General features: G+C 70.2%; 26 protein-coding genes. 21 read left to right on the top strand and 5 right to left on the bottom strand.

Annotated elements, in window-relative coordinates:
- Positions 1-283 precede the first annotated feature (283 nt).
- Genes DEH84_RS19010 through DEH84_RS18985 form a run of 6 tightly spaced genes read left to right on the top strand, consistent with a single transcriptional unit; the run spans position 284 to position 6,288 of the window.
- Positions 284-1,330, top strand: coding sequence for a beta-ribofuranosylaminobenzene 5'-phosphate synthase family protein (locus DEH84_RS19010; RefSeq protein WP_245932813.1), 1,047 nt, complete (start codon positions 284-286; stop codon positions 1,328-1,330).
- Positions 1,331-1,347: 17 nt separating this feature from the next.
- Complete coding sequence (locus tag DEH84_RS19005) at positions 1,348-2,256, top strand: NAD(P)-dependent methylenetetrahydromethanopterin dehydrogenase (RefSeq protein ID WP_109038774.1); 909 nt, start codon at positions 1,348-1,350, stop codon at positions 2,254-2,256.
- Positions 2,257-2,266: 10 nt separating this feature from the next.
- Positions 2,267-3,430 (top strand): ATP-grasp domain-containing protein, encoded by a 1,164-nt coding sequence (locus DEH84_RS19000; protein ID WP_109038773.1) that lies wholly within the window; start codon positions 2,267-2,269, stop codon positions 3,428-3,430.
- Positions 3,405-4,400 carry a methenyltetrahydromethanopterin cyclohydrolase gene (mch, locus tag DEH84_RS18995; RefSeq protein ID WP_109038772.1) on the top strand — a complete coding sequence of 332 codons (996 nt, stop codon included), beginning with the start codon at positions 3,405-3,407 and terminating at the stop codon, positions 4,398-4,400. The genes DEH84_RS19000 and mch overlap by 26 nt, the downstream gene beginning before the upstream one ends.
- A gap of 23 nt (positions 4,401-4,423) precedes the next feature.
- Positions 4,424-5,365, top strand: coding sequence for an ATP-grasp domain-containing protein (locus tag DEH84_RS18990; protein ID WP_109038795.1), 942 nt, complete (start codon positions 4,424-4,426; stop codon positions 5,363-5,365).
- Positions 5,362-6,288 (top strand): triphosphoribosyl-dephospho-CoA synthase, encoded by a 927-nt coding sequence (locus DEH84_RS18985; RefSeq protein WP_109038771.1) that lies wholly within the window; start codon positions 5,362-5,364, stop codon positions 6,286-6,288. Before DEH84_RS18990 ends, DEH84_RS18985 begins: the two co-directional genes overlap by 4 nt.
- On the opposite strand, the gene DEH84_RS18980 is transcribed toward DEH84_RS18985, so the two are convergent.
- Positions 6,289-6,768, bottom strand: coding sequence for a dihydroneopterin aldolase (locus tag DEH84_RS18980; RefSeq protein WP_109038770.1), 480 nt, complete (start codon positions 6,766-6,768; stop codon positions 6,289-6,291).
- Positions 6,769-6,894: 126 nt separating this feature from the next.
- Between DEH84_RS18980 and DEH84_RS18975 the strand changes: the two genes are divergently transcribed.
- Genes DEH84_RS18975 through DEH84_RS18960 form a run of 4 tightly spaced genes read left to right on the top strand, consistent with a single transcriptional unit; the run spans position 6,895 to position 10,209 of the window.
- A complete protein-coding gene (locus tag DEH84_RS18975; RefSeq protein WP_109038769.1) occupies positions 6,895-7,479 on the top strand; it encodes a flavoprotein in 585 nt (194 codons plus the stop codon).
- Entirely contained in the window at positions 7,458-8,834 is a 1,377-nt protein-coding gene (locus tag DEH84_RS18970) for a DUF6513 domain-containing protein (RefSeq protein ID WP_109038768.1), read from the top strand. Before DEH84_RS18975 ends, DEH84_RS18970 begins: the two co-directional genes overlap by 22 nt.
- Positions 8,831-9,439, top strand: a complete 609-nt coding sequence (locus DEH84_RS18965; RefSeq protein WP_109038767.1) for a DUF447 domain-containing protein — start codon at positions 8,831-8,833, stop codon at positions 9,437-9,439. Before DEH84_RS18970 ends, DEH84_RS18965 begins: the two co-directional genes overlap by 4 nt.
- A complete protein-coding gene (locus tag DEH84_RS18960; protein ID WP_109038766.1) occupies positions 9,436-10,209 on the top strand; it encodes a (5-formylfuran-3-yl)methyl phosphate synthase in 774 nt (257 codons plus the stop codon). The genes DEH84_RS18965 and DEH84_RS18960 overlap by 4 nt, the downstream gene beginning before the upstream one ends.
- Here the strand turns inward: DEH84_RS18960 and DEH84_RS18955 are convergent.
- Genes DEH84_RS18955 through DEH84_RS19700 form a run of 3 tightly spaced genes read right to left on the bottom strand, consistent with a single transcriptional unit; the run spans position 10,149 to position 12,770 of the window.
- Entirely contained in the window at positions 10,149-10,751 is a 603-nt protein-coding gene (locus DEH84_RS18955; RefSeq protein WP_109038765.1) for an amino acid kinase family protein, read from the bottom strand. The genes DEH84_RS18960 and DEH84_RS18955 overlap by 61 nt on opposite strands.
- Complete coding sequence (locus DEH84_RS18950; RefSeq protein ID WP_109038764.1) at positions 10,739-11,830, bottom strand: hydantoinase/oxoprolinase family protein; 1,092 nt, start codon at positions 11,828-11,830, stop codon at positions 10,739-10,741. The genes DEH84_RS18955 and DEH84_RS18950 overlap by 13 nt, the downstream gene beginning before the upstream one ends.
- On the bottom strand, positions 11,823-12,770 hold the full coding sequence (locus tag DEH84_RS19700) for an ATP-grasp domain-containing protein (RefSeq protein WP_109038763.1): 948 nt from the start codon (positions 12,768-12,770) through the stop codon (positions 11,823-11,825). The genes DEH84_RS18950 and DEH84_RS19700 overlap by 8 nt, the downstream gene beginning before the upstream one ends.
- Before the next feature lie 3 nt (positions 12,771-12,773).
- Between DEH84_RS19700 and DEH84_RS18940 the strand changes: the two genes are divergently transcribed.
- The 9 genes from DEH84_RS18940 to ada all read left to right on the top strand — a co-directional run bounded on the left by DEH84_RS18940 (position 12,774) and on the right by ada (position 21,993).
- Positions 12,774-13,472 (top strand): HisA/HisF-related TIM barrel protein, encoded by a 699-nt coding sequence (locus DEH84_RS18940; protein WP_109038762.1) that lies wholly within the window; start codon positions 12,774-12,776, stop codon positions 13,470-13,472.
- Positions 13,473-13,720: 248 nt separating this feature from the next.
- Positions 13,721-15,010, top strand: a complete 1,290-nt coding sequence (locus DEH84_RS18935) for a molybdopterin-binding domain-containing protein (protein WP_109038761.1) — start codon at positions 13,721-13,723, stop codon at positions 15,008-15,010.
- Positions 15,007-16,698 carry a formylmethanofuran dehydrogenase subunit A gene (locus tag DEH84_RS18930; protein WP_109038760.1) on the top strand — a complete coding sequence of 564 codons (1,692 nt, stop codon included), beginning with the start codon at positions 15,007-15,009 and terminating at the stop codon, positions 16,696-16,698. Before DEH84_RS18935 ends, DEH84_RS18930 begins: the two co-directional genes overlap by 4 nt.
- Before the next feature lie 5 nt (positions 16,699-16,703).
- On the top strand, positions 16,704-17,627 hold the full coding sequence (gene fhcD / locus DEH84_RS18925; protein ID WP_109038759.1) for a formylmethanofuran--tetrahydromethanopterin N-formyltransferase: 924 nt from the start codon (positions 16,704-16,706) through the stop codon (positions 17,625-17,627).
- Positions 17,624-18,451, top strand: a complete 828-nt coding sequence (locus DEH84_RS18920; RefSeq protein WP_109038758.1) for a formylmethanofuran dehydrogenase subunit C — start codon at positions 17,624-17,626, stop codon at positions 18,449-18,451. The genes fhcD and DEH84_RS18920 overlap by 4 nt, the downstream gene beginning before the upstream one ends.
- Before the next feature lie 46 nt (positions 18,452-18,497).
- Positions 18,498-19,034, top strand: coding sequence for a formaldehyde-activating enzyme (fae, locus tag DEH84_RS18915; protein ID WP_109038757.1), 537 nt, complete (start codon positions 18,498-18,500; stop codon positions 19,032-19,034).
- A gap of 10 nt (positions 19,035-19,044) precedes the next feature.
- Positions 19,045-20,346, top strand: coding sequence for an aminodeoxychorismate synthase component I (gene pabB, locus DEH84_RS18910; RefSeq protein WP_109038756.1), 1,302 nt, complete (start codon positions 19,045-19,047; stop codon positions 20,344-20,346).
- Positions 20,347-20,354: 8 nt separating this feature from the next.
- Positions 20,355-21,104: an HAD family hydrolase gene (locus DEH84_RS18905; RefSeq protein ID WP_109038755.1), complete on the top strand. Its 750-nt coding sequence runs from the start codon at positions 20,355-20,357 to the stop codon at positions 21,102-21,104.
- A gap of 22 nt (positions 21,105-21,126) precedes the next feature.
- Positions 21,127-21,993: a bifunctional DNA-binding transcriptional regulator/O6-methylguanine-DNA methyltransferase Ada gene (gene ada, locus DEH84_RS18900; protein ID WP_245932812.1), complete on the top strand. Its 867-nt coding sequence runs from the start codon at positions 21,127-21,129 to the stop codon at positions 21,991-21,993.
- Here the strand turns inward: ada and DEH84_RS18895 are convergent.
- On the bottom strand, positions 21,974-22,225 hold the full coding sequence (locus DEH84_RS18895) for a heavy-metal-associated domain-containing protein (protein ID WP_245932811.1): 252 nt from the start codon (positions 22,223-22,225) through the stop codon (positions 21,974-21,976). The two genes, ada and DEH84_RS18895, sit on opposite strands and share 20 nt — an antisense overlap.
- A gap of 221 nt (positions 22,226-22,446) precedes the next feature.
- On the opposite strand from DEH84_RS18895, the gene DEH84_RS18890 reads away from it, so the two are divergent.
- Together DEH84_RS18890 and DEH84_RS18885 are read left to right on the top strand one after the other, a co-directional pair.
- Positions 22,447-22,848: a MerR family DNA-binding protein gene (locus DEH84_RS18890; protein ID WP_245932832.1), complete on the top strand. Its 402-nt coding sequence runs from the start codon at positions 22,447-22,449 to the stop codon at positions 22,846-22,848.
- Positions 22,845-23,303, top strand: a complete 459-nt coding sequence (locus tag DEH84_RS18885; protein WP_109038751.1) for a DUF411 domain-containing protein — start codon at positions 22,845-22,847, stop codon at positions 23,301-23,303. The genes DEH84_RS18890 and DEH84_RS18885 overlap by 4 nt, the downstream gene beginning before the upstream one ends.
- Position 23,304: the final 1 nt, after the last annotated feature.

Genomic DNA, 23,304 nt, shown 5'->3' with positions numbered 1-23,304 from the left:
TGCGTGTCCTCGTTGGTATCCAGATCAGATGGATTCATTGTGGAGATCCGCCTTGCCGGAGGAAATTGTCGGGAGGGGGTACCGCTTTGGTGGTAGTGGCCTGTCCGGCACAGTGCCCCGGGGCCGCGCCACACACTGTGTCCTGGGGTCGCGACACTGTGTCGCCCCGGGGCGCGGCGGCGGGCCCGGGGTGCATCCCCGAACGGCGGAATCCCCTGCGGGCACACCGCGCGGCCCGGGCTTTGCTATGTGAGCGTCATCTCTCCACCGACCGGCTCACGACGTGAACGCGCTCACCGCCCTGCCTGCCCTCCCCTCGCTCGCCGCCCTGTCCGATCGGCCTGTGGCGTCAGCGCAGGTCGTGCAGGTGCAGGCACCGGCCCGTCTCCATCTGGGCTTTCTCGACCCGGGTGCGTCGCTGGGACGGCGCTTCGGCAGCCTGGGGCTGACCATCAACGGGCTGGCCACCGTGATCGAGGCACGCCATGCCGACCGCGACAGCGTGTCGCTGGCCCCGGGCGTGCCCGAGGCAGAAGGCGCTCGCGCCCTGAGCTTCCTCCTGCGCACACGCCAGGCCCTGCGGGACAGCCGACCCGTGGCGCTTCGGCTGCAGCACCTGCTGCCCGAGCACCAGGGCTTCGGCTCCGGCACGCAGATGGCCCTGGCCATTGCCCATGCGGTGGCCTGCCTGGAAGGACACGCGCGCAGTGCCGCGGAACTGGCGCGCGCCACGGGCCGCGGTCTGCGGTCCGGCATCGGGATTGCCTCGTTCGAACAGGGCGGGCTGCTGCTGGATGGCGGCCCGGGACGCCACGCGGCGCCCCTGCTGTGCCGCCTTGCGTTCCCCGAGGACTGGCCCGTGCTGCTGATCAAGGAGCCCGCCTCGCGGGGACTGTCCGGCGAGGCCGAGCGACAGGCCATCGCCAGCCTGCCCCCTTTGCCGCGTGCACACGCCGCGGCCATCTGCCACCGTGCGCTCATGCAGGTGCTGCCTGCGGTGAGCGAGTCCGACTTTGCCGCCTTTGCGCAGGGGGTCAGCGCCATCCAGCGCCTGCTGGGCGGGCATTTCGCCCCGGCACAGGAGGGCCGCGTCTGGGCCAGCCCGCACGTCGCCCCCCTGTTGGACGCGCTGGAACGCCAGCACGGCGCGGCCATCGGCCAGAGCTCGTGGGGACCCACCGGCTTTGCCATCTTCCCCTCGCTGGCCCGCGGCCAGGAAGCCGTGGCGTGGGCCGCGCAGCAAGGTCTCATCTCCGACGCAATCGCACTCCAGTGGGTGTCGGCCCGCAACCGCGGCGCCGATGTGCACTGGCTTCCTCACTCTGACTGAACCACCTGGCGCCCCCCATGGAAAAGCCCTTCATCCTCCACCTCTTCACGCCCGAGGCCCGCGTCAGCCCGTTCGACGTCAACATGGCGGTCGACGCCGGCTACCAGGTGCTGATGCCCTACACCGGCGTCGAGCTGCCGATGGTCGTCGGCCTGACCCACGACGCCATCTTCTCGCGGGGGCCCAAGGGCGTCAGCCGCACCGGTCTTTTCATTGGGGGACGGGATGTGCTCCTGGCCGCCGACATGCTGGAGGCCGCGCAGAAGGCCATGGTGCCGCCGTTCGTGGTTTCGGTGTGCGCCGACCCCAGCGGGGCCTACACCACGGCGGCGGCCATGGTGGCCAGCGTGCAGCACCACCTGCGTCGTCGGCATGAGCGCTCGCTCGCCGGGCTGCGGGTGCTGGTTCTGGGCGGCACAGGCGCGGTCGGTCGGATCGCCGCGGTGCTGGCCGCACGCGAAGGCGCGACGGTCACCCTGTCGAGCCACACGGGGCAGGCCCATGCCAGCCAGGCCGCACGGGCCACCGGCTCGCGCTTCAATGTGTCGCTGCAGGCCTGCTCGGGCCAGCATCCGGAGGACGTGCTCTCGGCACTGCAGCAGTGCGACGTGGTCCTGGCCACGGCCGCTGCGGGCGTGCGGGTGCTGTCGCTCACGCAACTGCAGCAGGCCCCCAGCGTTCTGATTGCGGCGGACCTCAACGCCGTGCCCCCCTCCGGCATCGAAGGCCTCGGCCCGCTGGACGACGGGGTGGCCCTGGGCGGCGGGCAGGCGGCGGGCATCGGCGCACTGGCCATCGGCAACGTGAAGTACCAGGTGCAGCAGCAGTTGCTCCGCCGGATGCGCGAGGCCAGCACGCCGCAGTGCCTGAGCTTCGAGGACGCGCACCGGGTGGCCTCCCAGCACCTCGGGCTGGTGGCAGCCTGAAGACCGCACGGTGGCCACGCTGATCGTCGCCGGGCTGAGCGCCCGCATCATGGCCGAAGCGGCCAGCCAGGACGGCTGGGACGTGGTTGCCCTCGATGCCTTTGGCGACACCGACACCCGCCGATGCGCCGCTGCGTGGCATGCGATCGGCCAGCCCGACGGCATGGGCGTGTCACCGGAGCGCACCCGCCGAGCCCTGGCGCAGTTCGCCGCCGATGCGGAGGTCATCGGGTGGGTGGCGGGCAGCGGCTTCGAAGGACTGTCTCGCTGGTTGGCGGACACACCGCTGCCCCTGATCGGCACGCCCCCTGCCGCGCTGCAGCGCCTGCGTGACCCGCTGTGCTGGTTCACCGCGCTGCAGGACCTGGCCCTGCCTTGCCCGGACAGCCGGATGCAGCCGCCCGCGCAGCCACGCGGCTGGCTGTGCAAGAGCCTGCACGCATGCGGGGGCAGCCATGTGCGACCTGCTTCAGAGCAAGACACACCGGCACCGGGCCGGTACTGGCAGCGCTGGCACCCGGGTCAGGCCATGTCCACCCTGTTTGTGGCGCATGCCGCGGGCACCGTGTGCCTGGGCCACAACCTTCAGGACAGCCGACCGGGACAACTGGGCGAGGCACCCTGCCCCTGGCTGTACCAGGGCGCCATCGGTCCGGTCAGCCTGCCCACGTCGGTGGATCACGCGCTGCGCCACGCCATCCAGGCCCTCACCCACCACTTCGGCCTCAGAGGCCTGTGCAGCCTGGACTTTCTCCTTGATGGCGAATCGATCCGCCTGCTTGAAGTCAACGCCCGCCCCACGGCCACCTGGCCCCTCTACGCCGAGGCAGGCCCGCTGATGAGCGCCCATGTCGCGGCCAGCCTGGCTCAGCCGCTGCCCGCGCTGCAGACGCCGCCCACCCCTTCGGGCCTCACCACGCTGTTCACGTCGCGCCCGCTTCAGATCACAACGGCGGTGCACGACGCCCTGCTGCAGCGGCCCTGGGTGCACGACATCCCGGAGCCCGGCACCCGCCTGACGGCCCACATGCCGCTGTGCACGCTGAGTGCGCAGGGAAGCCACCCGGCCGAGGTGCGCGCCCGGCTGTCCGCCCGCCGCGACACGCTCCAGAGACATCTGGCCACACTGCCCTCCACAGGACCCTTCCATGTCAGCCCTGCCCCTCACGCCTGAACACCTCAGCCTCAACCGCCTCGCCGAGCCGCTGGTCGACCAGTTGCTGGACGAGGCCGACACCCTGGGCCTGTCGGTCCACGTCAATGACCGCGGCACCCGCCTGGTGGACGCGGGGCTCGCCGTGCCGGGCAGCCTCGACGCGGGGCTGCTGGTGGCCCGGATCTGCATGGCGAACCTGGGCCAGATCCAGCTCCGGCATTTGCCTCAGGCCGGCTGGCCCACCTGGGTCGAGATCGACAGCGCCCATCCCGTGCTGGCGTGCCTGGGCAGCCAGTACGCGGGCTGGAGCCTGTCGGCTTCGAAGGAAGAAACCGGGGGCAAGCGCTTCTTCGCCCTGGGGTCGGGTCCGGCACGGGCTCTGGCTGGCAAAGAGGCGCTGTTCGACGAACTGCGCTACCAGGACCGCGCCGACCGGGGCGTGCTCGTGCTGGAGGTGGACCGGGTTCCGCCCACGGTGGTGATCGACAAGATTCTGGCCGACTGCCACCTGCCGGCCGATGGGCTGACGCTGATCGTCACCCCCACCACCAGCCCGGCCGGAACCACCCAGGTGGTGGCGCGGGCCCTGGAAGTGGCCTTGCACAAGGCCCACGAACTGCACTTCCCGCTGGAGAACATCGTGCACGGCCGCGCCCTGGCCCCGCTGCCTGTGCCCAGCCCCGACGGCCTTCAGGCCATGGGGCGCACCAACGACGCCATCCTGTACGGTGGGCAGGTTCACCTCACGGTGCGCTGTGACGACGACGAAGCACGGCAACTCGCCATGGCCCTGCCTTCATCCAACTCGCCGGCATACGGGCGCTCCTTCGCCGACGTGTTCGAGGCGGCCGGCTTCGACTTCTATCAGATCGACCCGGCCCTGTTCGCCCCAGCGGAAGTCTGGGTCAGCAACCAGCAGAGTGGCCACACCTTCCATGCCGGCCAGTGCGACATGGGCCTGCTGAGACAGCAGTGGCTCAAGGAGTGAGCGTGACAAACCGCATCGCCATCATGACCGACACAGTGGGCTGGCATTGCCGACGCCTGCAGGACGCGCTGCAGGCCCGCGGCATGGTGGGTCACTGCGTGGACCTGTCGGCCTGCCGCATCGACACCACCGTCTCCTGGCATGGGCTGCAGTTGCCCGGCTTCGACGACGCCCTGCCTCAGGCCGTCATCGTGCGTGCCGTGGCCGGTGGCACCTTCGAGCAGGTCACCAAGCGACTCGGCGTGCTGCACGCCTTGAACGACCTGGGTGTGCCCGTCTACAACAGCCCCCGCGCCATCGAGCACAGCGTCGACAAGTCCGCCACCAGCGTCCGCCTGCATGCCGCAGGCATTCCAACCCCGCCCACCTGGGCCACCGAGTCGCCCGCCGAGGCCGAGCGCATCGTGGTGCGTGAAGCCGCTGCCGGCCGGGCCGTGGTGGTCAAGCCGCTGTTCGGCTCGCAGGGCAAGGGCCTGGCACTGGCCGGGTGGGTCAACGGCGCCTATCAGGCCCTGCCACCGCTGGCCACGTCGCTGTATGGCGGCATGGCCTATCTGCAACGCTACCTGCCACCGGTCAGCGAGCCCGGTTTCGACTGGCGCGTGCTCGTCATCGGCGGACAGGCGGTCGGCGCCATGCGGCGCGTCAGCCGGCACTGGGTGCACAACATCGCCCAGGGGGCACGGGCCGAACGCCAGCCGCTGACGCCCGAACTGGCGGAGCTGGCCGAGCGTGCCACGGCCGCCCTGGGGCTGGACTATGCCGGCGTCGACCTCATGGCCGCGCGCCTCGGTCCGCAAGGCCCGACGGACCTGCAGGTGCTGGAGGTCAATGGGGTGGCAGCCTGGCAAGGGCTGCAACAGGTGATGGACCAGCCTCTGGCGCCGCTGATCGTCAACGACCTGATCGACCGCAAGATGGCGCAGCACGGTCCGGCCATCCGCATCGCGCGGCACCGCCCATGAAGGCCCGCGCCGAAGTGGCCTTCCGGCTGGCCTGCTGTCTGGACGTGGCGGTGCGCAAGCCGGGCAACGTCAGCCTGGCGAGCCCCGGTCACGGCATGGCGGCCCGACACTTTCTGGACAGCGCCCGGGTGGCCGGGCCGGCCTTGCTCCAACCCGGCGCGACGGTCGGTGCCCGCATCGAGCAAGCCGTGTCGGCCACGCGCGCCGTGGCAGGCTGCAACACCAACCTGGGCATCGTGTTGCTGACCGCCCCGCTGGCCGCTGCGCTGGAGGCGGCCCCCGATGAGCCGGTGGCGACCGGGCTCTGGCAGCAGGCCACCGAAGGCGTGCTGCACGCCCTGACCCGCGACGACGCGGCAGCGGCCTTCCGCGCCATTGCCCTGGCTGCACCGGGCGGCCTGGGCAAGGTGCCCGATCAGGATGTGCACGCGCCCCCCACCGTCACCCTGCGCGACGCCATGGCGCTCGCCGCCCCGCGGGACCGCGTTGCCATGCAGTACATGCAGGCGCATGACGATGTGTTCCACCCGCTGCTGAACACCTTGCGCTCCGCCTGGCGACAGCGCATGGAAAGCAGCCCGCCAGGGCGGGATGGGGCCCGAGCCGCACTCGTTCACAGCGTGCAGATGACCTTTCTGCATGCACTGAGCCACTGGCCCGATTCGCATGTGGCGCGCAAGCACGGCGAGGCCACCGCGCAGCAGATCATGACCGAGGCCCGCCCCTGGCTGGCCAGGGGCCACAGCGGCGCGGAGATCGACGGCCTGCTCGCATGGCAGGACTGGGACAGCGCACTCAAGGCCCGGGGACTGAACCCCGGCACCAGCGCTGACCTCACGGTGGCGACCCTGCTGGTGGCGGCCCTGACCGAGCCCGATTGGGCCGAGGCGGCCATGGCCCTGGTCGGGGCCATGCCGGACTGATCAGGCTGAGACCGGGCGAACGTCCGGGCTCTTGATGCGGCCCCGGGGCGGCGCGAAGTCACCCGCGCGGCGTTCGATGACGACGCCCACCGCCACCACATCATCGAACTTGCGGGGCTTGGCCACCGCCACCCGCGTCCACACCGCGCCGAACTCCATCACCAGGATCCGGGCCACGTCTTCGGCCAGGGCCTCGAGCAGCTGCACGCCGTGCTCCGCCAGCAGGCGCAGCACACGGCCCCGCACCACGCTGTAGTCGATCGTGTCGTGGATGCGGTCCGTCGCGCAGGCATGCGAGCGGGGCAGGCCCGCCTGCAGGTCGATGCGGACCGGCTGCGTGACTTCCAGCTCGTCATCGTGGATGCCGATCACGGTGTCGGCCACGAGGCCCTCGATGAAGATGATGTCCAGCGCTTCGCCGGGGACGGGGTTCGCATGCCGGGGCAGTTGTCCGACGTGCAGCAGCTCGAGGCTGGTCATGGGGTGCTCCTTGTGGTCGCCTGGTGGCCACCGATCCAACTGAGGGGTTTGCCCGGCTGGCACGGCTTGTGCACCTGCAGGCGAGAACACACCCCGTTCTGCAAGTTGCATGCCCCTGACCACGCCATGAATGCCCCCTGCCCTTCCCCCCTCGCTGGCAGCCGCATCGCCTGGGCCATCACCGGCTCGGGCCATGGCCTGGTCGAGTCCCTGGCGCTGGCCAGAAGCCTGCCCGATGTGGACCTCTTTCTGTCCGCCGCGGCAGAAGAGGTCCTGCCCCAGTACGGCCACACGCTCGATGCCCTGCGCGCCGACTTCAAGGTCTTCCGCGACAAGAGCGCCAGCGCCATCCCGGTGGGCCAGCTGTATGCCGGCGTCTACCACACCGTCGTCATCGCCCCGGCCACCAGCAACACCGTGGCGAAATGCGCGCTCGGGATCTCCGACACGCTGCCCACCAACATGCTGGCCCAGGCAGGCAAGCTGGGCATCCTGAGCATCGTCTTCGCCTGTGACACCGAGCCCGTCGTGGTCACCCGCGCACCGCATGACTGGGTGACCCTGCGGCCCCGGCGCATCGAACTCGATCATGTTGCGCGCCTGCGGGAGCTGGATCACTGCCAGGTCGTGTGCAACATCCCCGAACTCGAAGCGGCCCTGGCCGCCCGGCGCAACAAGGTGTCCGATACATGGAACACATCGTCTTTCTGACGGGGCACCTGGCGCACCCTGCGCTGGAACGCGTGCTGCACGGCCTGGCCCCGACGCCCTTCACCTGGGAGATCCGCGACATCGGCCTGCAGGTGGCCGCCCTGATGACGGCGGACATGATCCGCCGCCGTGTGCCGGCGCCCGTCCAGGCCGACCGGATGATCGTGCCCGGGCGCTGCATGGGCGACGTCGCCGCCTTGAGCGCCCACTACGGCATCCCGGTGGAGCGGGGCCCGGAAGAGCTCAAGGACCTGCCCCGCTTTTTCAAGCGTGCGCAGCAGCCGGTCGACCTCACGCAGTACCGCACGCGCATCTTTGCCGAGATCGTGGACGCCCCCCGCCTCGATGTCGCAGGCATCCTCGCCCGCGCGCGGCAACACCGGTCCGAAGGGGCGGATGTGATCGACCTCGGCTGTCTGCCGGCCACGCCCTTCCCTCACCTGGAAGACGCCGTGCGGGCGCTGAAGCGCGAGGGCCACACGGTGAGCGTGGACACCCCTGACCCCCAGGAGCTGCTGCGGGGCGGCCGGGCCGGCGCCGACTACCTGCTGAGCCTCAACATCGACACGCTGTGGGTGGCCGACGAGGTGGCCTCGGTGCCGGTGCTGATTCCGCGCACCCCGACGGACACGGCCTCGCTGGACGAGGCGATTGCCGGCATGCAGGCCCGAGGCCGGCCCTTCCTGGCCGACCCCATCCTCGACCCCCTGCCCTTCGGCTTCACCGAGTCCGTGGTGCGCTACCACGGGCTGCGGGCACGCCATCCGGACATCGACATCCTGATGGGCGTGGGCAACCTCACGGAGCTGCTGGAGGCGGACACGAGCGGCATCAATGCGGTGCTGCTGGGCATCGCGGCCGAACTCGACATCGCCGCCATTCTCACGACGCAGGTCAGCGGCCATGCGCGCCGTGCCATCCGCGAGGCCGACTGGGCCCGGCGCATCCACCACGCTGCCCACCAGATGCACATGCTGCCCAAAGGGCTGAGCGACGCCCTGATGACCGTGCACGCCAAGCATCCCTTCCCCGACAGCCCCGCCGAGATCGAGCAGACCGCCGCGGCCGTGCGCGACCCGAACTTCCGCGTCCAGGTCTCCGAGCAGGGCATCCACGTGTACAACCGCGACGGGCACCGCCTGGGACAAGACCCCTTCGCACTGTGGCCCACGCTGGGCCTGGAGCGTGACGCCTCTCATGCCTTCTACATGGGCGTGGAACTGGCACGGGCGCAGGTGGCCTTTCAGCTGGGCAAGCGGCACGTGCAGGATCAACCACTGAGCTGGGGCTGCGCGGTCGACGCGGCTCAGGATGGCGCACACCGTTGCGCCCCACCGGACCGGGAGCGCGCATGAACGACCAGATCTTCGAAGCCGTGGTGAGCACACTGGACCCACAGGGCACACCACACCTGGCCCCCATGGGCGTGCGCTATCTGGCAGGCGATGCGCCGTCCGTGCGCCTGCTGCCCTTCAAGCCGTCCCGCACACTGGATCACATCCTGAGCCGGGGGGCTGCCGTGCTCAATGTGCTGACGGACACCCGGGTGTTTGCCGGCTGTGTGACCGGCCGCCGCACCTGGCCCACCGTGCCGTTGAACGGCGTGGCGGGGGTGCGCCTGGCCTGCGCGCTGCGGCACCTCGCCCTGCAACTGACCGACGTGCAGCCGGATGCGCAACGCCCCGTGCTGACCCTGTCGGTGGTGCAGGCACAGGACCATGCCCCTTTCCTCGGATTCAACCGGGCGCAGGCCGCGGTCATCGAAGGTGCGGTGCTGGTAAGCCGCCTGCACCTGCTGCCCCTGCACCAGATTCAGAACGAGATGCGTCCACTGCAGGTGGCCATCGACAAGACCGCCGGCCCGCAGGAGCGCGAAGCATGGCAATGGCTGTGCGAGGCCGTGGCCCGCCACGCCCTGCAACCGGACTCCCCGTCCAACCTGAATGGAGCGACCGCATGAATTCCCCCCTCCACGGCGTGCTGGTGAGTGTGCGCAATCTGGACGAAGCATGCCGGGCGCAGGCCGCAGGCGTGGACCTGATCGACCTGAAGGAGCCCGCCGACGGGGCGCTGGGCGGCCTGCCCTGTGCCCTCATCCGTGAGGTGGTCACCGGCCTGCGCGGTCGCGGCCACCATGGTCCGCTCAGCGCCACCATCGGCGACGTGCCCATGACCGAGCTCGACACTATTCTGGCCCGCGTGCAGGCCGTGGCAGCAACCGGGGTGGACATCGTCAAGGTCGGGATCACGTCCGGCCCGGAAGCCGCTGCCGTGATCGATGCCCTCGCGCCCCTGCCCTGCGCCATCATTCCGGTGTTTCTGGCCGACGATGGCCTGGACCCGCTGCTGCTGGACCGCGCCCACCGCGCACGCTTTCCCGCCCTGATGCTGGACACGGCCCGCAAGGACCGGGGCAGCCTGTTCGATGTGCTGGCGCAGGCCGAGCTGCGGGACTTCGTCTCGGCCTGTCATCGCCATGGTCAGGGCGCGGGCCTGGCCGGGGCGCTGCGCTTCCGGCACCTTGCAGATCTGGCCGCGCTGTCTCCAAACTATGTCGGCTTCCGCAGCGCCGTGTGCATCGGAGACCGGGCGCAGGGCCTGCAGACAGACCTGGCACGGGCGCTGATGGCCCAGGCGGCCACATGGGGCCTGTCGCGCAAGCGGCGGCCTCACGCCATCGACGTGCCGATGGGCGTCCCGGTGAGCCAGCTGCGCAGCGTCTCGACCTGATCGCTGGACAAGACATCGATCGCCAGGCCTGCGTGGCGGGCCATGGGCTCGAAGGCGGCATCCACGATGCCCCGTGCAGCCCATTCCGCGACATCCCATCGGGGCTCGACGGCGCACGATTTCACCAGCGTCAGACGCTCGGCATTGAGCTGGCGTGCCAGCCACAGCGCCAGGCTGTCGGAGGTCACGTCCCAGCTGGTGAGTTCGTCGGGCTGGTCACGCAAGGCCTGCATCGGCATCCACAAGGCCGTGCCCCCGCGGCGCAGCACCCGCCGCACATCGGCTGTCGAGAGCACCGGCTCGAGCGTGCCCACGAGGCTGCGCATCATCATCGCGGTCTGGGCCATGGCCAGCACGGCCATGTTGTGCGCGGCCACGTCATCGAACTGCCAATGCCGCTGGGCCGTGCGCACCTCGTCTGCAAAGCGCCCGCCGCCGGGCACGACGACCACGCGCCCCCGACCCACGGTCGCGAGCAAGGCCAGCCACTCGGGCAGGCGTTCGCCCTCGGCCAGGCTGCCGCCCAGCTTCACGACCCACATGCGGCATCCTCCTGCGCGCACAGACAGGCCACCGCCACGCTCGGCGCACACACATCGGCCCAGGTGGCCGTGTCCGGCGTGGCATCCGAGGCCATCGAGAACGCCACGGTGTTCAGGCGATGCACAGGGCGGTTCATCATCTGGCCCAGCGCTTCCACCAGAAACTGTCCGCACCCTGCCGCCACCAGCGGCGCATCGGCCGGCAACCCGGCCTGTCGGGACACGCGGTTCACCTGTTCGGCCGTCCAGTCCAGCTGGGCCTGCCGCCATGTGCGGGCCAGCGCCCGCCAGGCGGGCAGATCGGCGTCTCGCCCGTCCAGCCCGATCAGGCGCGCCAGCCGCTGGCAGCTGCCATCCAGGTCCTTGGCGCCCCCATCGGCCGCCGGGTACTGGTCATGCACAGCCTGCAGTTCGCCAGTCAGGCGGTACACATCAGCCGTGGTCGCGAAGAACTCGTTCGTCACATTGCGCAGCAGCCCATCGAAGGGCACCTGGCGGGCCAGCACACACACCGGCGTGCGCGCCACGCCCAGGTAAACCAGCTCACCCGTGGCCAGCCGGCTGGCATCCGTCCGTCCCAGGGCTCGCACATCGCCACCCCGCAGGGCGATGATGTCGGTCGTCGTGCTGCCGATGTCGACCAGCAGCCCGCTGCCCGCGGCACGCGCTGCCACGGCCGCGGTCGCCAGCCAGTTGGCCGAGGCCACGGCCTGCCACGCAGGGTGCAGCGTCTCGAGCGCAGGCCAGCCCGCCTCGCCGGCATAGAACCGAAGACTCTGGCCTGGCAGCGCAGCCATGCGCTGTGCAATGGCCATCACGCCTTCTTCTCGGTGGGCGAAGGCATCGACCATTTCCCCGCTCATGGTGACCGCATGGTGCACACGGGCCATGTCGGGCCAGTGCTGCTGCGCGGCCTGCAGCACCGCATCGAGCTGGTCCAGACCCTGCCACAGCGGACAGGCCCACTGCCGCACCGCCTGCACGCGGCCTTGCGCCACGCGACAGGCCTTGACGTGCGCCCCGCCGATGTCCCAGCCGACATACGGGGTGCCCTCGCTGGTTCCGTCGCGCTCACGCATGCGCCTTCTCCGGCACAGCTCGTCCCCCTGGCGCAAAGACATCGAGCAGCCTGGCGCCCAGGCTGAGGCCGGTCGCCTCCGACAGGCCGGCAAACGCCCAGGTCACACGCGGGTTCACCTCGATCACCACGGGCCCGAACACCGGGTGGTCCACGTAGTCGATGCCGACAAAGCCCTTCAGACCCGGTATGGCCGCCACCACCTGTCGTGCCAGCCGCGCAAGCCGGGCCCGTGCCGGATCCCCCTCCCCCATCACATTGCGTGTGAGGCCCGCCATGCTCACGTGGCCGTCGGAGACCACGTGCATGTGCAGCTGGTTGACGCTGACCAGCGTCGTGCCCAATGCGCCCACCACCAGAGACAGGCTCATGGGCAGGCCGTCCACCCAGGGTTCGAGGGTGCTGGACAGGCCGCGGGCGTCGCGGTCGGCCCAGGCCATCCGGGCCTCTTCTTCACGTTGGAACCGTTGTGTGGCCAGCGCCCCGGCGCCGTCATCGGGCTTCACGACCCACGCCCGGGCCGCCTGGCGCACCGCCGGGTCCAGCGGCGTCAGCACGCCCACCGCCTCCAGGGCGGCCAGCGTCAGGCTCTTGCTCGTGGCCACCCGGATGGCATCCGGGTCACAGCCCATCCAGTGCGCAGCCGGCACGCTCGCACAGCACGCCGCCAGCAGGCCCTCTGCCTCGGGCGCCACCGCCCAGATCAGGTCATGGCCCGCAGCCAGCCGCGAGAGCAGCGCGGGCGCCGACTCCCCGGGCCGGGCGCGCACGCCACCGTCCTCCCACGGCGCCGTCACGTGCGACACTGTGACGCCCGGAAGCGCCGCCAGGGACGACACCATGGCCGTGCGCATGTCCCGCCCCACGGACAACAGCTCGGCTTGATCGCCTTCCGCTCCCGCGCTGAGGTGTTCGTACACCAACACTGACAAAGGCCTCATGGTATGAACGTGATCCCGGTGATGGATGTGAAAGAGGGGCGCGTGGTCCACGCCCGCCGCGGCGCACGCGACCAGTACCAGTCCGTGCGTTCCGACCTGTGCCCCGGCGATGACCCGATCGAGGTGGCACAGGCGCTGCTCCGGTACACCGGCGCCCGCCAGCTGTACCTGGCCGACCTCGATGCACTGCAGGGCAAGGGACTGCAAACCGCCGTGCTGGCGCGCCTGAGAACCGCCCTGCCCGACATCTGCCTGTGGGTCGATGCCGGCATCCGGCGCCCGGATGAGCTGGACGCCCTGCTGGCTTGCTTCGCACCCTCGCCCCAGCAGCTGGTGGCGGTGCTGGGCAGCGAGTCCCTGTCTTCGCTCGAGGCCCTGCGCGGCTGTCTCGCGCGCCATCCGGCCTGCGCGCTGTCGCTGGACCATCGACATGGCCAGCCGATCGACCCTGCCGCCTGCTGGTCGTCTCCGCAGGACTGGCCCGAGCGGGTGATTGCCATGAACCTCGACCAGGTCGGTGCCGAAGCGGGCCCCGACCTCGGCCTGATCCGGCAGATCCGGTCGCATGCGCCCGACGCCCACGTGTTGGGGGCCGGCGGCATTCGTGATGACGCCGACCTGAACGCGGCCGCCCAGGCCGGCGCCCATGGGTGGCTGGTGGCCAGCGCACTGCACCAGCGGCGGCTTCCACCCGCCAGCTGACAGCAGCAGCGGACGGGGCAAGCGGGTGGCTGCGCAGACCAGGACATGCCGTCGACCAAACAGAATTCATGCCATCGCCCCGCTGACGTTGTCTGGCGATGCCCTGACACCGACGGCGACACACTTTGCCTGCACCGCTGAGCCGCGCCCGCAGGACAGACTGTCCCACCCCTGCCACGCCTTGATCGTGCGTGCGGGGCCGATCCCCGGCGCGCCGCATGGCATGTGCATTGCGTTCATGCCGCCACATGAACGCCCTTTCCGACAGCAGCCACGCCACCCCGGCTGCGGAAACACCCCCCTGGACGTGCCCCTACTGCGCCCTGCTGTGTGACCACGCCCAGGTCGACCTGGCCGACCCGCCTCGCCTGCGCGGGGCCAGCTGCCCGCGGGCCGACGGCGCACTGGCGCACCTGCTGCCGGCAGACAACCCCGAGGCAACCCAGGCATGGGTCAAGGGAACACGCGCCTCCGTGGCCGAAGCGCTGGACGTTGCAGCTCAATGGCTGAGCCAGTCATGCCGTCCGCTGCTCGGCGGGCTGGCCACCGATGTGGCCGGGGCCCGCGCCCTGTACCGTCTGGCGGCGTGCACCCATGCGGTCGCCGACCACGCGCACGGGCAGGCGCTGCACAACGCCGTGCGTGCCCAGCAGGACAAAGGCACCTTCTACACGACCCTGTCCGAGGTCCTGAACCGCTGCGATCTGCTGGTGTGTGTGGGCACGCAGCCGGCGGCGCGTTATCCGCTGTTCTACGAACGATGCGGCATCGGCCGCACCGATCTGCCCCGGCGTCATGTGGTCTACCTGGGGGCCGACCTGGACCCAGCCCTGCCACAGGGTGAGCACGTACACGGCGAAGCGCAGGCCGTCGGGGCGCCGCTGGCCCCGACGCTGTCGGAGCTGGCCGCCTGCGTGCGGGGGCATGTCGCTGCCGATGCACGGGTGGCGGCATGGCAGCCCCTGGTCGATCGGCTGCGCGTAGCCCGCTACCCGGTGTTCGTGTGGGAACCCGGCATGGCTGGCCCGCACGGCGAACTGGTGGGCGAAGCCCTCTACCGGCTGGTGGCCGAACTCAATGTCCAAGGCCGGGCCACCACGCTGAGCCTCGGTGGCGGCGAGGGCGCCTACGCCGTCAACCAGGCATGGACGTGGCTCTCCGGCCTGCCATTGCGCACCGAGCACAGCCCGGCCGGGCTGACCCACGATCCGGTCCGGCTGGCCTGCAGCCGCCTGCTCGCTCGGGGCGAGGTGGACCTGCTGCTGTGGGTCGCCAGCTTTCAGCCGGGCCTGATCCCACCCGACACCAGCCTGCCGCAGATCATCCTGGGGCGACCCGGCCTGGTCCGTCCCGAAGGCGACGTCGTCTTCATTCCAGTGGCCACGCCCGGCATCGAGGCCGGCGGCCACCTCTTTCGTGCCGACGGCGGTGTCGTGCTGCCCCTGCGGCCCATCCGACCCTCGTCCCTGCCCACGGTGGCCGAGGTGGTCGAGGGCCTGCTGCAACGCCTTCAGGCACTCACCGGAGCCCCGGCATGAGCACCATCCGACTCCAGGGCGGCCGTCTGTACGACCCGACCCACGGCATCGACGGCGTGGTGCGCGACCTCGTCCTGCGTGACGGCCGCATCGTGGACCTGCCCGCCCACGAAACCGTCGACCAGACGATCGACGTCACCGGCTGCATCGTCATGGCCGGTGGCATCGACATGCACACGCACATCGCCGGCGGCAAGATGAACCTGGCGCGCCTGATGCTGCCGGAAGACCATCGCCGTGGCTTCGATCCCGCCCCCTTGCCGCTCAACCCGCTGGAGCTGGCCTCGTGCGGGCACTGCGCCCCCGGCACACTGCAGACGGGCTACAGCTATGTGAAGATGGGCTACACCAGCGCGTTCGAGCCCGCCATGGCCGCGAGCAACGCCCGCCACACCCACCTCGAGATGGGCGATGTGCCCATCCTCGACCACGGGGCCTATGTGATGCTCGGCAATGACGAGCTGCTGCTCGACATGATGGCCCGGCAGCAGCCCATCGAACGCATCCGGGACTACATGGCCTGGACCATCCATGCCACCAAGGCACTCGGTGTGAAGGTGGTGAACCCGGGCGGCATCTCCGCCTTCAAGTTCAACCAGCGCCGGCTCGATGTCGACGAGGCCCACACACACTGGTCCGTCACGCCGCGCCAGATCCTGCAGACGCTCGCGCGTTGCCTGCAGGACCTGGGCATCCCGCACCCACTGCACATCCACACCAGCAACCTGGGTGTGCCGGGCAACATCGCGTCGACCCTGAGCACCATCGAGGCGCTGGAAGGCCTGCCCGCCCACCTGACGCATGTGCAGTTCCACAGCTATGGCAAGGAAGGGCCGCACAAGTTCTCGTCGGCGGCGGTCGAGCTGGCCGAGGCAGTCAACCGCCACGCCAACATTTCGGTGGACGTGGGCCAGGTCATGTTCGGGCAGACGGTCACCATCTCGGGCGACACCATGCGGCAATGGGCCAACGCCCCCGCCGGCTCGCCCCGCAAGTTCGGCGGAGCCGACATCGAGTGCGACGCGGGCTGCGGCGTGGTGCCCTTCCAGTACCGCGAGAAGAGCTACGTCAACGCGCTGCAGTGGAGCATCGGGCTCGAGCTGTTTCTGCTGATCGATGACCCGTGGCGCGTGGTGCTGACCACCGATCACCCCAACGGCGGGCCCTTCGGCAGCTACCCGCACCTCATCCGCCTGCTGATGGACAAGGCCTTCCGCGATGAACAGCTGGCGCGGCTGCACCCGGATGTCGCCGCCCACGCCCCGCTGCGCGAGATCCGCCGCGAGCTGACGCTGTACGAGATCGCCATCCTGACCCGTGCGGGCCCGGCCCGTTTGCTCGGTCTGTCGGACAAGGGCCACCTGGGCGCCGGCGCCGCGGCCGACGTCGCGGTCTACCGGGTCCAGGATGACATCGAGGCCATGTTCACCACACCGGCCTACGTCTTCAAGGATGGCCTGCTGGTGGCCCGAGCCGGCGAGATCGTCGCCACGCCGACCGGCGGCGTGCACTTTGCCGAGCCCGAATTCGATCCGTCCATCGGCAAGACGCTGCAGTCCTATGCGCGGCGGCATCTGACGGTGAACCCCGCTCATGCGGTCATCGGCCACGACGAGCTGTGCAGCTGCGGTCGCGGCGGGCGCCTGTTGCCCACGGCCTGCTTTCCAACCTCCTCTCTTGCCGCCTGAGCCCCATGCATCTCCAAGGGATCGCCATCGACGACAGCTTTGCAGAGGCCTTTCCGATGAAGGCCACGCGACTGATCGTCACCGCCCACACGCTTGAATGGGCACGCCATGCGGGCACCGCCGCCACGGGCTTCGCCACCTCCGTGATCGCCTGTGGCTGCGAAGCCGGGATCGAGCGCGAGCTGTCGCCCGACACCACGCCGGACGGCCGCCCGGGCGTGGCCCTGTTGTTCTTCTCGATGTCCGGCAAGGAACTGGCCAAGCAGATCGAACGGCGCGTGGGTCAGTGCGTGCTCACGTGCCCCAGCACCGCGGTGTATGCCGGGCTGCCCGAAGGCGAGGCCATGCCGCTGGGCAAGAACCTGCGCTTTTTCGGCGATGGCTGGCAGCAGTCCAAGGTGATCGATGGCGTGCGCTACTGGCGAGTGCCCGTGATGGACGGCGAGTTCGTCGCCCAGGAAAGCACCCCGGTGGTCAAAGGCGTGGGGGGAGGCAACCTGCTGCTGCTGGCCCGGGACACCGACAGCGCGCTGGCCGCTGCCGTGGCGGCGGCCGACGCCATGCGTCAGGTTCCCAACGTGATCCTGCCCTTTCCAGGCGGGGTGGTGCGCTCCGGCTCGAAGGTCGGCAGCAAGTACAAGGCCCTGAGCGCCTCGACCAATGACGCGTTCTGCCCCAGCCTCCTCCACGTGAGCCCGCGCTCCGCGCTGACGCCCGAGGTGGGCAGCGTGCTCGAAATCGTGATCGACGGCCTGAGCGAAGCCGACGTGGCCGCGGCCATGCGCGCCGGCATCGCGGCCGTGACAGGGCACGGCAGCCAGCCTCCGGTGGCCGGCCTGCTGCGCGTGTCCGCCGGCAACTATGGCGGCAAGCTGGGCCCCTACCACTTCCATCTGCGGGATCTGCTGCCCGAAGGAGCGCACGCATGAGCGGCCACCTGCTTCGGCTGCACACGCAGCCCGCGCTCTCGATCGACCTGCACACGCTGCACCCCGAGCGGCTGCGCGGCCTGAGCGCCACCGAGGTCGGCCACCTGCCGCTGCGGCATGGGCGCGATGCGGCCACCGTCGGCGACTTCTGTCATGTGAGCACGGCGACCGACATGCCGGACACGCTCACGCTCGACGGCGACTTCAGCCGCTTCCATCGCATCGGTCAGGGGCTGACGGATGGCCACATCGTCGTCACAGGCTCAGTGGGTGATCTGGCGGGTGCCGGCATGCGAGGGGGCCAGCTTGTCATCGAAGGACATGCCCGGGACCTGACCGGCTGCGAGATGGCCGGTGGACGGCTCGAGGTCCACGGCAACGTGCGGGACCACGCAGCCGGTGCCCAGGTCGGCAGCCTGGACGGCATGCGTGGCGGCACCTTCATCGTGCGCGGCCATGCCGGCGCCCGGCTGGCCGACCGGATGCGGCGCGGCACCCTTGTGGTCTGCGGCGACACCGGCGATCACCTGGCCTCCCGCATGGTGGCCGGCACCGTGCTGGTGGGCGGCCGCACCGGCGCCCATCCTGCCTGGGGCATGCGCCGCGGCTCCCTGGTCTTCGCGGGCCCCGCCCCTGACCTGGGCCCCACGTTTGCGCCCAACCCCGCCGACGTTCGCGTGGCCTGGCAACTGCTGGCCCGTCATCTTGCCTCGTTGGCTGCCGGGCTCGTTCCCCAGGCCGTCGACCTGCCTCGGCGCGCGCCTGCACGCCGAACCGGTGACCTCTCCGTCAGTGGCATCGGCGACGTCTTCGTGCTCGGTTGATCCCGCGCACTGCCTTCATTCGATTTCCTGAAAACCGCTTCAAACCATGACCCAGCCTGACTACCTCTTCCACGCCGGCGAAGCCACCGTGTTCGCAGCCGAAGGCCAGTTCACCGACGCCATGCCCGAAGTCCTGATCGGCCGCACCAGTGGCCCCGTCGGCCAGGCCTTTGCCAACATGATGGCGCAGACCAAGGGGCACACCGCGATGTTCGCCATCCGGGCCTGCAACCAGCTGGTCCGCCCGGCCACCATCATGGTGCCCAAGGTCACCCTCAAGGACAGCGCCAACATCGAACTGTTCGGGGGCGTGGTGCAGTCCGCCACGGCCGATGCCGTGGTCGACCTGGTGAGCGAGGGCGTCATCCCGCGTGACCTGGTCAACGAGCTGTGCATCATCAGCCTGGTGTGGATCGACCCGCGGTGCGCGCAGGTCCCGCAACTCAGCAAGCGCGACATGTACCGCACCAACTACGAGGCCACCAAGCTGGCGATCCGCCGGGCCCTGGCCAACGAGCCCTCCGTGGACGAGCTGATCGCGAAGCGCCACACCGTCCGTCACGACATGGACGACTGGAGCTGAGGCCAGCGTTATGCACGGCCCCGCCGAGCCCTTCGCGCTGCTGGACGATTGCACGGCGACCCCGGGTCAGCCCTGCAGCCGCCTGTACACCGGCTTCGTGCGGGAGCACCGCTGCGAGAGCGCAGCCACGCTGGACGCCCTCTGGCAGGACGTGCAGCGGGATCAGCAGGCTGGCCTGCATGCCGTCGTGCTGGCCGACTACGAATGGGGGCTGGCCCTGGTCGGCCTGCCGCCCCGCCCCCCAGCCTCCGCCGAACAGCATGCCGCATCGCCCGCCTTGCGCGTGCTGATGTTTGCGCGGCTGCACCGTCTGAGCCGCGACGAGGTCGATGCCTGGCTCGCTTCTCCGCCCGGGTTCACCGCGGCACACGGCGGGGCGCCCCGGCTGAGCCCCTTGACGCCCACGCTCGGCCCTCAGGCCTACGCCCGGGCCATCGCGCGCATCCACGATGCGATCCGTGCCGGTGAGACCTATCAGGTCAACCACACACACCGCCTGCGGGGCGAGCTGACCGGCTCGCCAGTGGCCCTGTATCGCCTGCTGCGCGCCCGCCAGCCCGTGCCCTACGGCGCGCTCATCGCCCTGCCGCCTGCGCCAGGTCGTCCGGCATGGGTGCTGTCGTGCTCGCCAGAGCTGTTCATCGAACAAAACCAGGGCACCCTCACGGCCCGGCCGATGAAGGGCACGGCCCCGCGCTCGGCCGACCCATCCGTCGACCAGGCCCAGGCCCACTGGCTCCGGCACGACGCAAAGAACCGGGCCGAGAACCTGATGATCGTCGACCTGCTGCGCAACGACCTGGGCCGCGTGGCGCAGACCGGGACCGTGAAGGTGCCCGAGCTGTTTGCCGTGGCGCCACACGGGGCGGTCTGGCAGATGACGTCGACGATCACGGCCCGCCTGCGCGAGCACCTCAGCTTCCCGGACCTCCTGCGCGCCAGCTTTCCGTGTGGCTCCATCACGGGCGCGCCCAAGCGCCACACCATGCAACTGATCCAGCAGCTGGAAGACACGCCACGCGGCCTGTACACCGGCAGCATCGGCTGGGTCGATGCCACCGGCCCCGATGCGGACAGCTGGGCCTGCTGCCTGTCGGTCGCCATCCGGACTGTCTGCGTGTCGGCCCCCGATGCCGAAGGCCGGCATGCCATCGAGATGGGCGTGGGCAGCGGCATCGTGCTCGACAGCGAGGCCGAGTCCGAGTACGCGGAATGCCAGCTGAAGGCCCGCTTCCTGACGGGCGTGGTCCAGCACACACCGCATGACACGTCGCAGCCCACGCCGGCAACTGCGGCAGCGTACCCGCTCTGAGCCGCACGATGGCAGCCACAGGCCTCGCACTGTTCGACCTCGATCACACCCTCATCGGGTTCGATAGCGGCATGGCGTGGTGCGAGGTGCACGAGCGTACTGGCCGACTCCCTCCGGGCAGCCACGCGCGCTACTTGGCGTGCTGCCAGGCGTATGTGCACGGTCACGCCACGCTGCACGACCTCCACGACCTGCTTGTGGCGCCCCTCAGCGGGCTCTCGCCTGAAACCCTGCGAACCTGGCAGGTGGACTTTGCAGAGGCCATGGCCCCCCGCGTGAGCCCGTGGGCCCTGCAGATCGTGGCATCACACCGGCAAGCTGGGCACCTGTGCGTCCTCGTCACGGCCACAGCTCGGCGGGTGGCGAGCGGGTTCTCGGCGCTGTTCGGCATGGACGCCCTGCTGGCGACGGAATCCTGCAACGTGTCGGGTGACGCCGGCCCGTCCGCCGTGAGCATCCTCGGCGCGCCATGCTGGGGTGCGCACAAACTGGATCGCGTGCAGGATTGGCTGGCGCAGCGCAGCCTGGGCCAACTCTCCGATCACGCATCGTGGTTCTACTCGGACAGCCACAGCGATCTGCCGCTGCTGCAGGCGGTCACGCACCCCGTCGTGGTCGCACCGGATCCGCGCCTGCTGGCCCATGCGAGAACGCACGGATGGCCCATCGTACAGCGCGGTGCGCCCGCGCACGAGCGCAAGAATCGGAGTGTCAGCGCACGCCGGCCATGTCAACATGCCGACCGGTCCGCCACGTAGGCTGGACGAAGAAGGCAGCGCCATGCTTGAAGACAAACCCCGAGAGACGGACCACCTGAGCCTGGTGACCCGTCTGTGCCGGCACATCGAGACCGCCCCCACGCCCCCCACCCTGAGCGAACTGGCCAGCCTGGCAGGCCTGAGCCCCCACCACCTGCACCGGGTGTTCAAGGCCACCACAGGCCTCACGCCGAAGGCCTATGCCGCGGCCCACAGGGCGCAGAAGGTGCGCGCCGAGCTGGCGCGCGGCCACAGCGTGACCGACGCCCTGTACGGTGCCGGCTACGGCGCCAACAGCCGCTTCTACGAGGAGGCGCCCGCCATCCTCGGCATGACGCCGACGGCCTTCCGGGCAGGAGGGGTTCGCACCACCATCCGCTTTGCGCTGGGCCAGTGCGCGCTGGGAGACATCCTTGTGGCGGCCAGCGACAAGGGGGTGTGCGCCATCCTGTTGGGCGACGATGCCGAAACCCTGCTGCGTCAGCTGCAGGACCTGTTTCCCAAGGCCGAGCTGGTGGGCGGCGATGCCGTGTTCGAGCAGTGGATGGCGCAGGTGGTGGGATTCGTCGAAGCGCCACGCATCGGGCTGAATCTGCCGCTGGACGTCCGTGGCACCTCGTTCCAGCAGCGCGTCTGGCAGGCCCTGCGCGAAATCCCCGTCGGCACCACCGTCAGCTACGCCGAACTGGCGCGTCGCGTGGGGCTGCCCAACGCGGTCCGGGCCGTGGCAGGGGCGTGTGCCGCAAACACGCTGGCGGTCGCCATCCCCTGCCATCGCGTGGTGCGCACGGACGGCAGCCTCTCGGGTTATCGCTGGGGCGTGCAACGCAAGCGCGCCCTGCTCCAGCGCGAAGCTGAATCGCCGCTGTTCACGCCGGATGCCGGCTAGCGCCGCTGCATCCACATCCGCCGCAAGCCGGGGCGCCGGGGGCCGCGGCTGCCGCCACAGCGGGCTCGGCCTCATAGCCGGCCGCCACGATCGCCTGACGCACCGCGTCGGCCTGCGCCTCAGGCAGGTCGACCTGAACAACGTGCCGAGCCAGGTCGGCCTCGACGACGGCGTCGGGCTGCACTGCATGGACGGCACGGGTGATGGCGTTGACACAATGGGAACAGGTCATGTCGGGGACTTGGTAAGCAAGCATCGCAAAGCTCCTTCTGGGTTGACAAGCCGCACTCTGAACCTTTCCATGAGGGCAAGGTCAAGTCCATGCCGCCCTTGCTCCAAGCATTGACCTTCCCCCGGCAGGAAGGTTTAGACTGGACCGCACATCTGGTCGAAAGAGGAGTTCCGGTGCTCAACATAGGTCAGGCCGCCGCCGCCTCGGGCGTGTCGGCCAAGATGATCCGCAACTACGAAGCGATGGGCCTGCTGCCTGCCGCACCGCGCACTGATGCCGGCTACCGGCAGTACGGCGAGGCCGATGTGCAGACGCTGCGGTTCATCCGCCATGCGCGCGACCTCGGCTTCTCGCTGCAGGCGGTGGGGCAGCTCGTCGGGCTCTGGCAGGATCGACGGCGCCCGAGCCGGGACGTCAAGGCGCTGGCCGAAGCCCACATCCGTGAACTGGACGCCAAGGCGCGCGAGCTGCTGGCGATGAAGGCCACGCTTGAGCACCTCGTGCGCGGCTGCCGGGGCGACGACCGCCCCGAGTGCCCCATCATCGAATCGCTGGCCTCCCACGCACCCTCTTCGGGTGGCTGTGGTCACCATCACCCCGTTCCCACCAAGGAAGCCTCATGAAGCGACGTGCCGTTCTCCAATACGCCCTGGGTGCCGTGGCGCTGTCCGCCCTGCCCGTGAGCGCTGCCCCCGGGCTTCCCGAGGTCGAAGTGTTCAAGAACCCCAACTGCGGCTGCTGCGGCGCCTGGGTCGACCACATGAAGGCCGCCGGTTTCCCGGTCAAGGTCGTGGAAGTGGAAGACACCGGCACGGTGCGCCGCCAGGTGGGGATGCCCGATCGCTTCGGCAGCTGCCACACCGCCAAGGTGGCCGGCTATGCGCTGGAGGGCCACGTGCCTGCCGAGCAGGTCAAGCGCCTGCTGAAGACCCGTCCACAGGCCGTGGGCCTGGCTGTGCCCGGCATGCCCGCCGGCTCACCCGGTATGGAGATGGGCCCCCGGCTCGACCCGTTCAAGGTCCTGCTGGTCGACCGCTCCGGGCAGTCGACCGTGTTCGCCGCCTACCCCAAGGCCTGAC

The sequence above is a fragment of the Aquabacterium olei genome, from assembly GCF_003100395.1.
Taxonomy (GTDB): domain Bacteria; phylum Pseudomonadota; class Gammaproteobacteria; order Burkholderiales; family Burkholderiaceae_C; genus Aquabacterium; species Aquabacterium olei.
The sequence above is the reverse complement of the archived record's forward strand: the minus strand, read 5'-3'. Positions and strand labels throughout refer to the sequence as shown.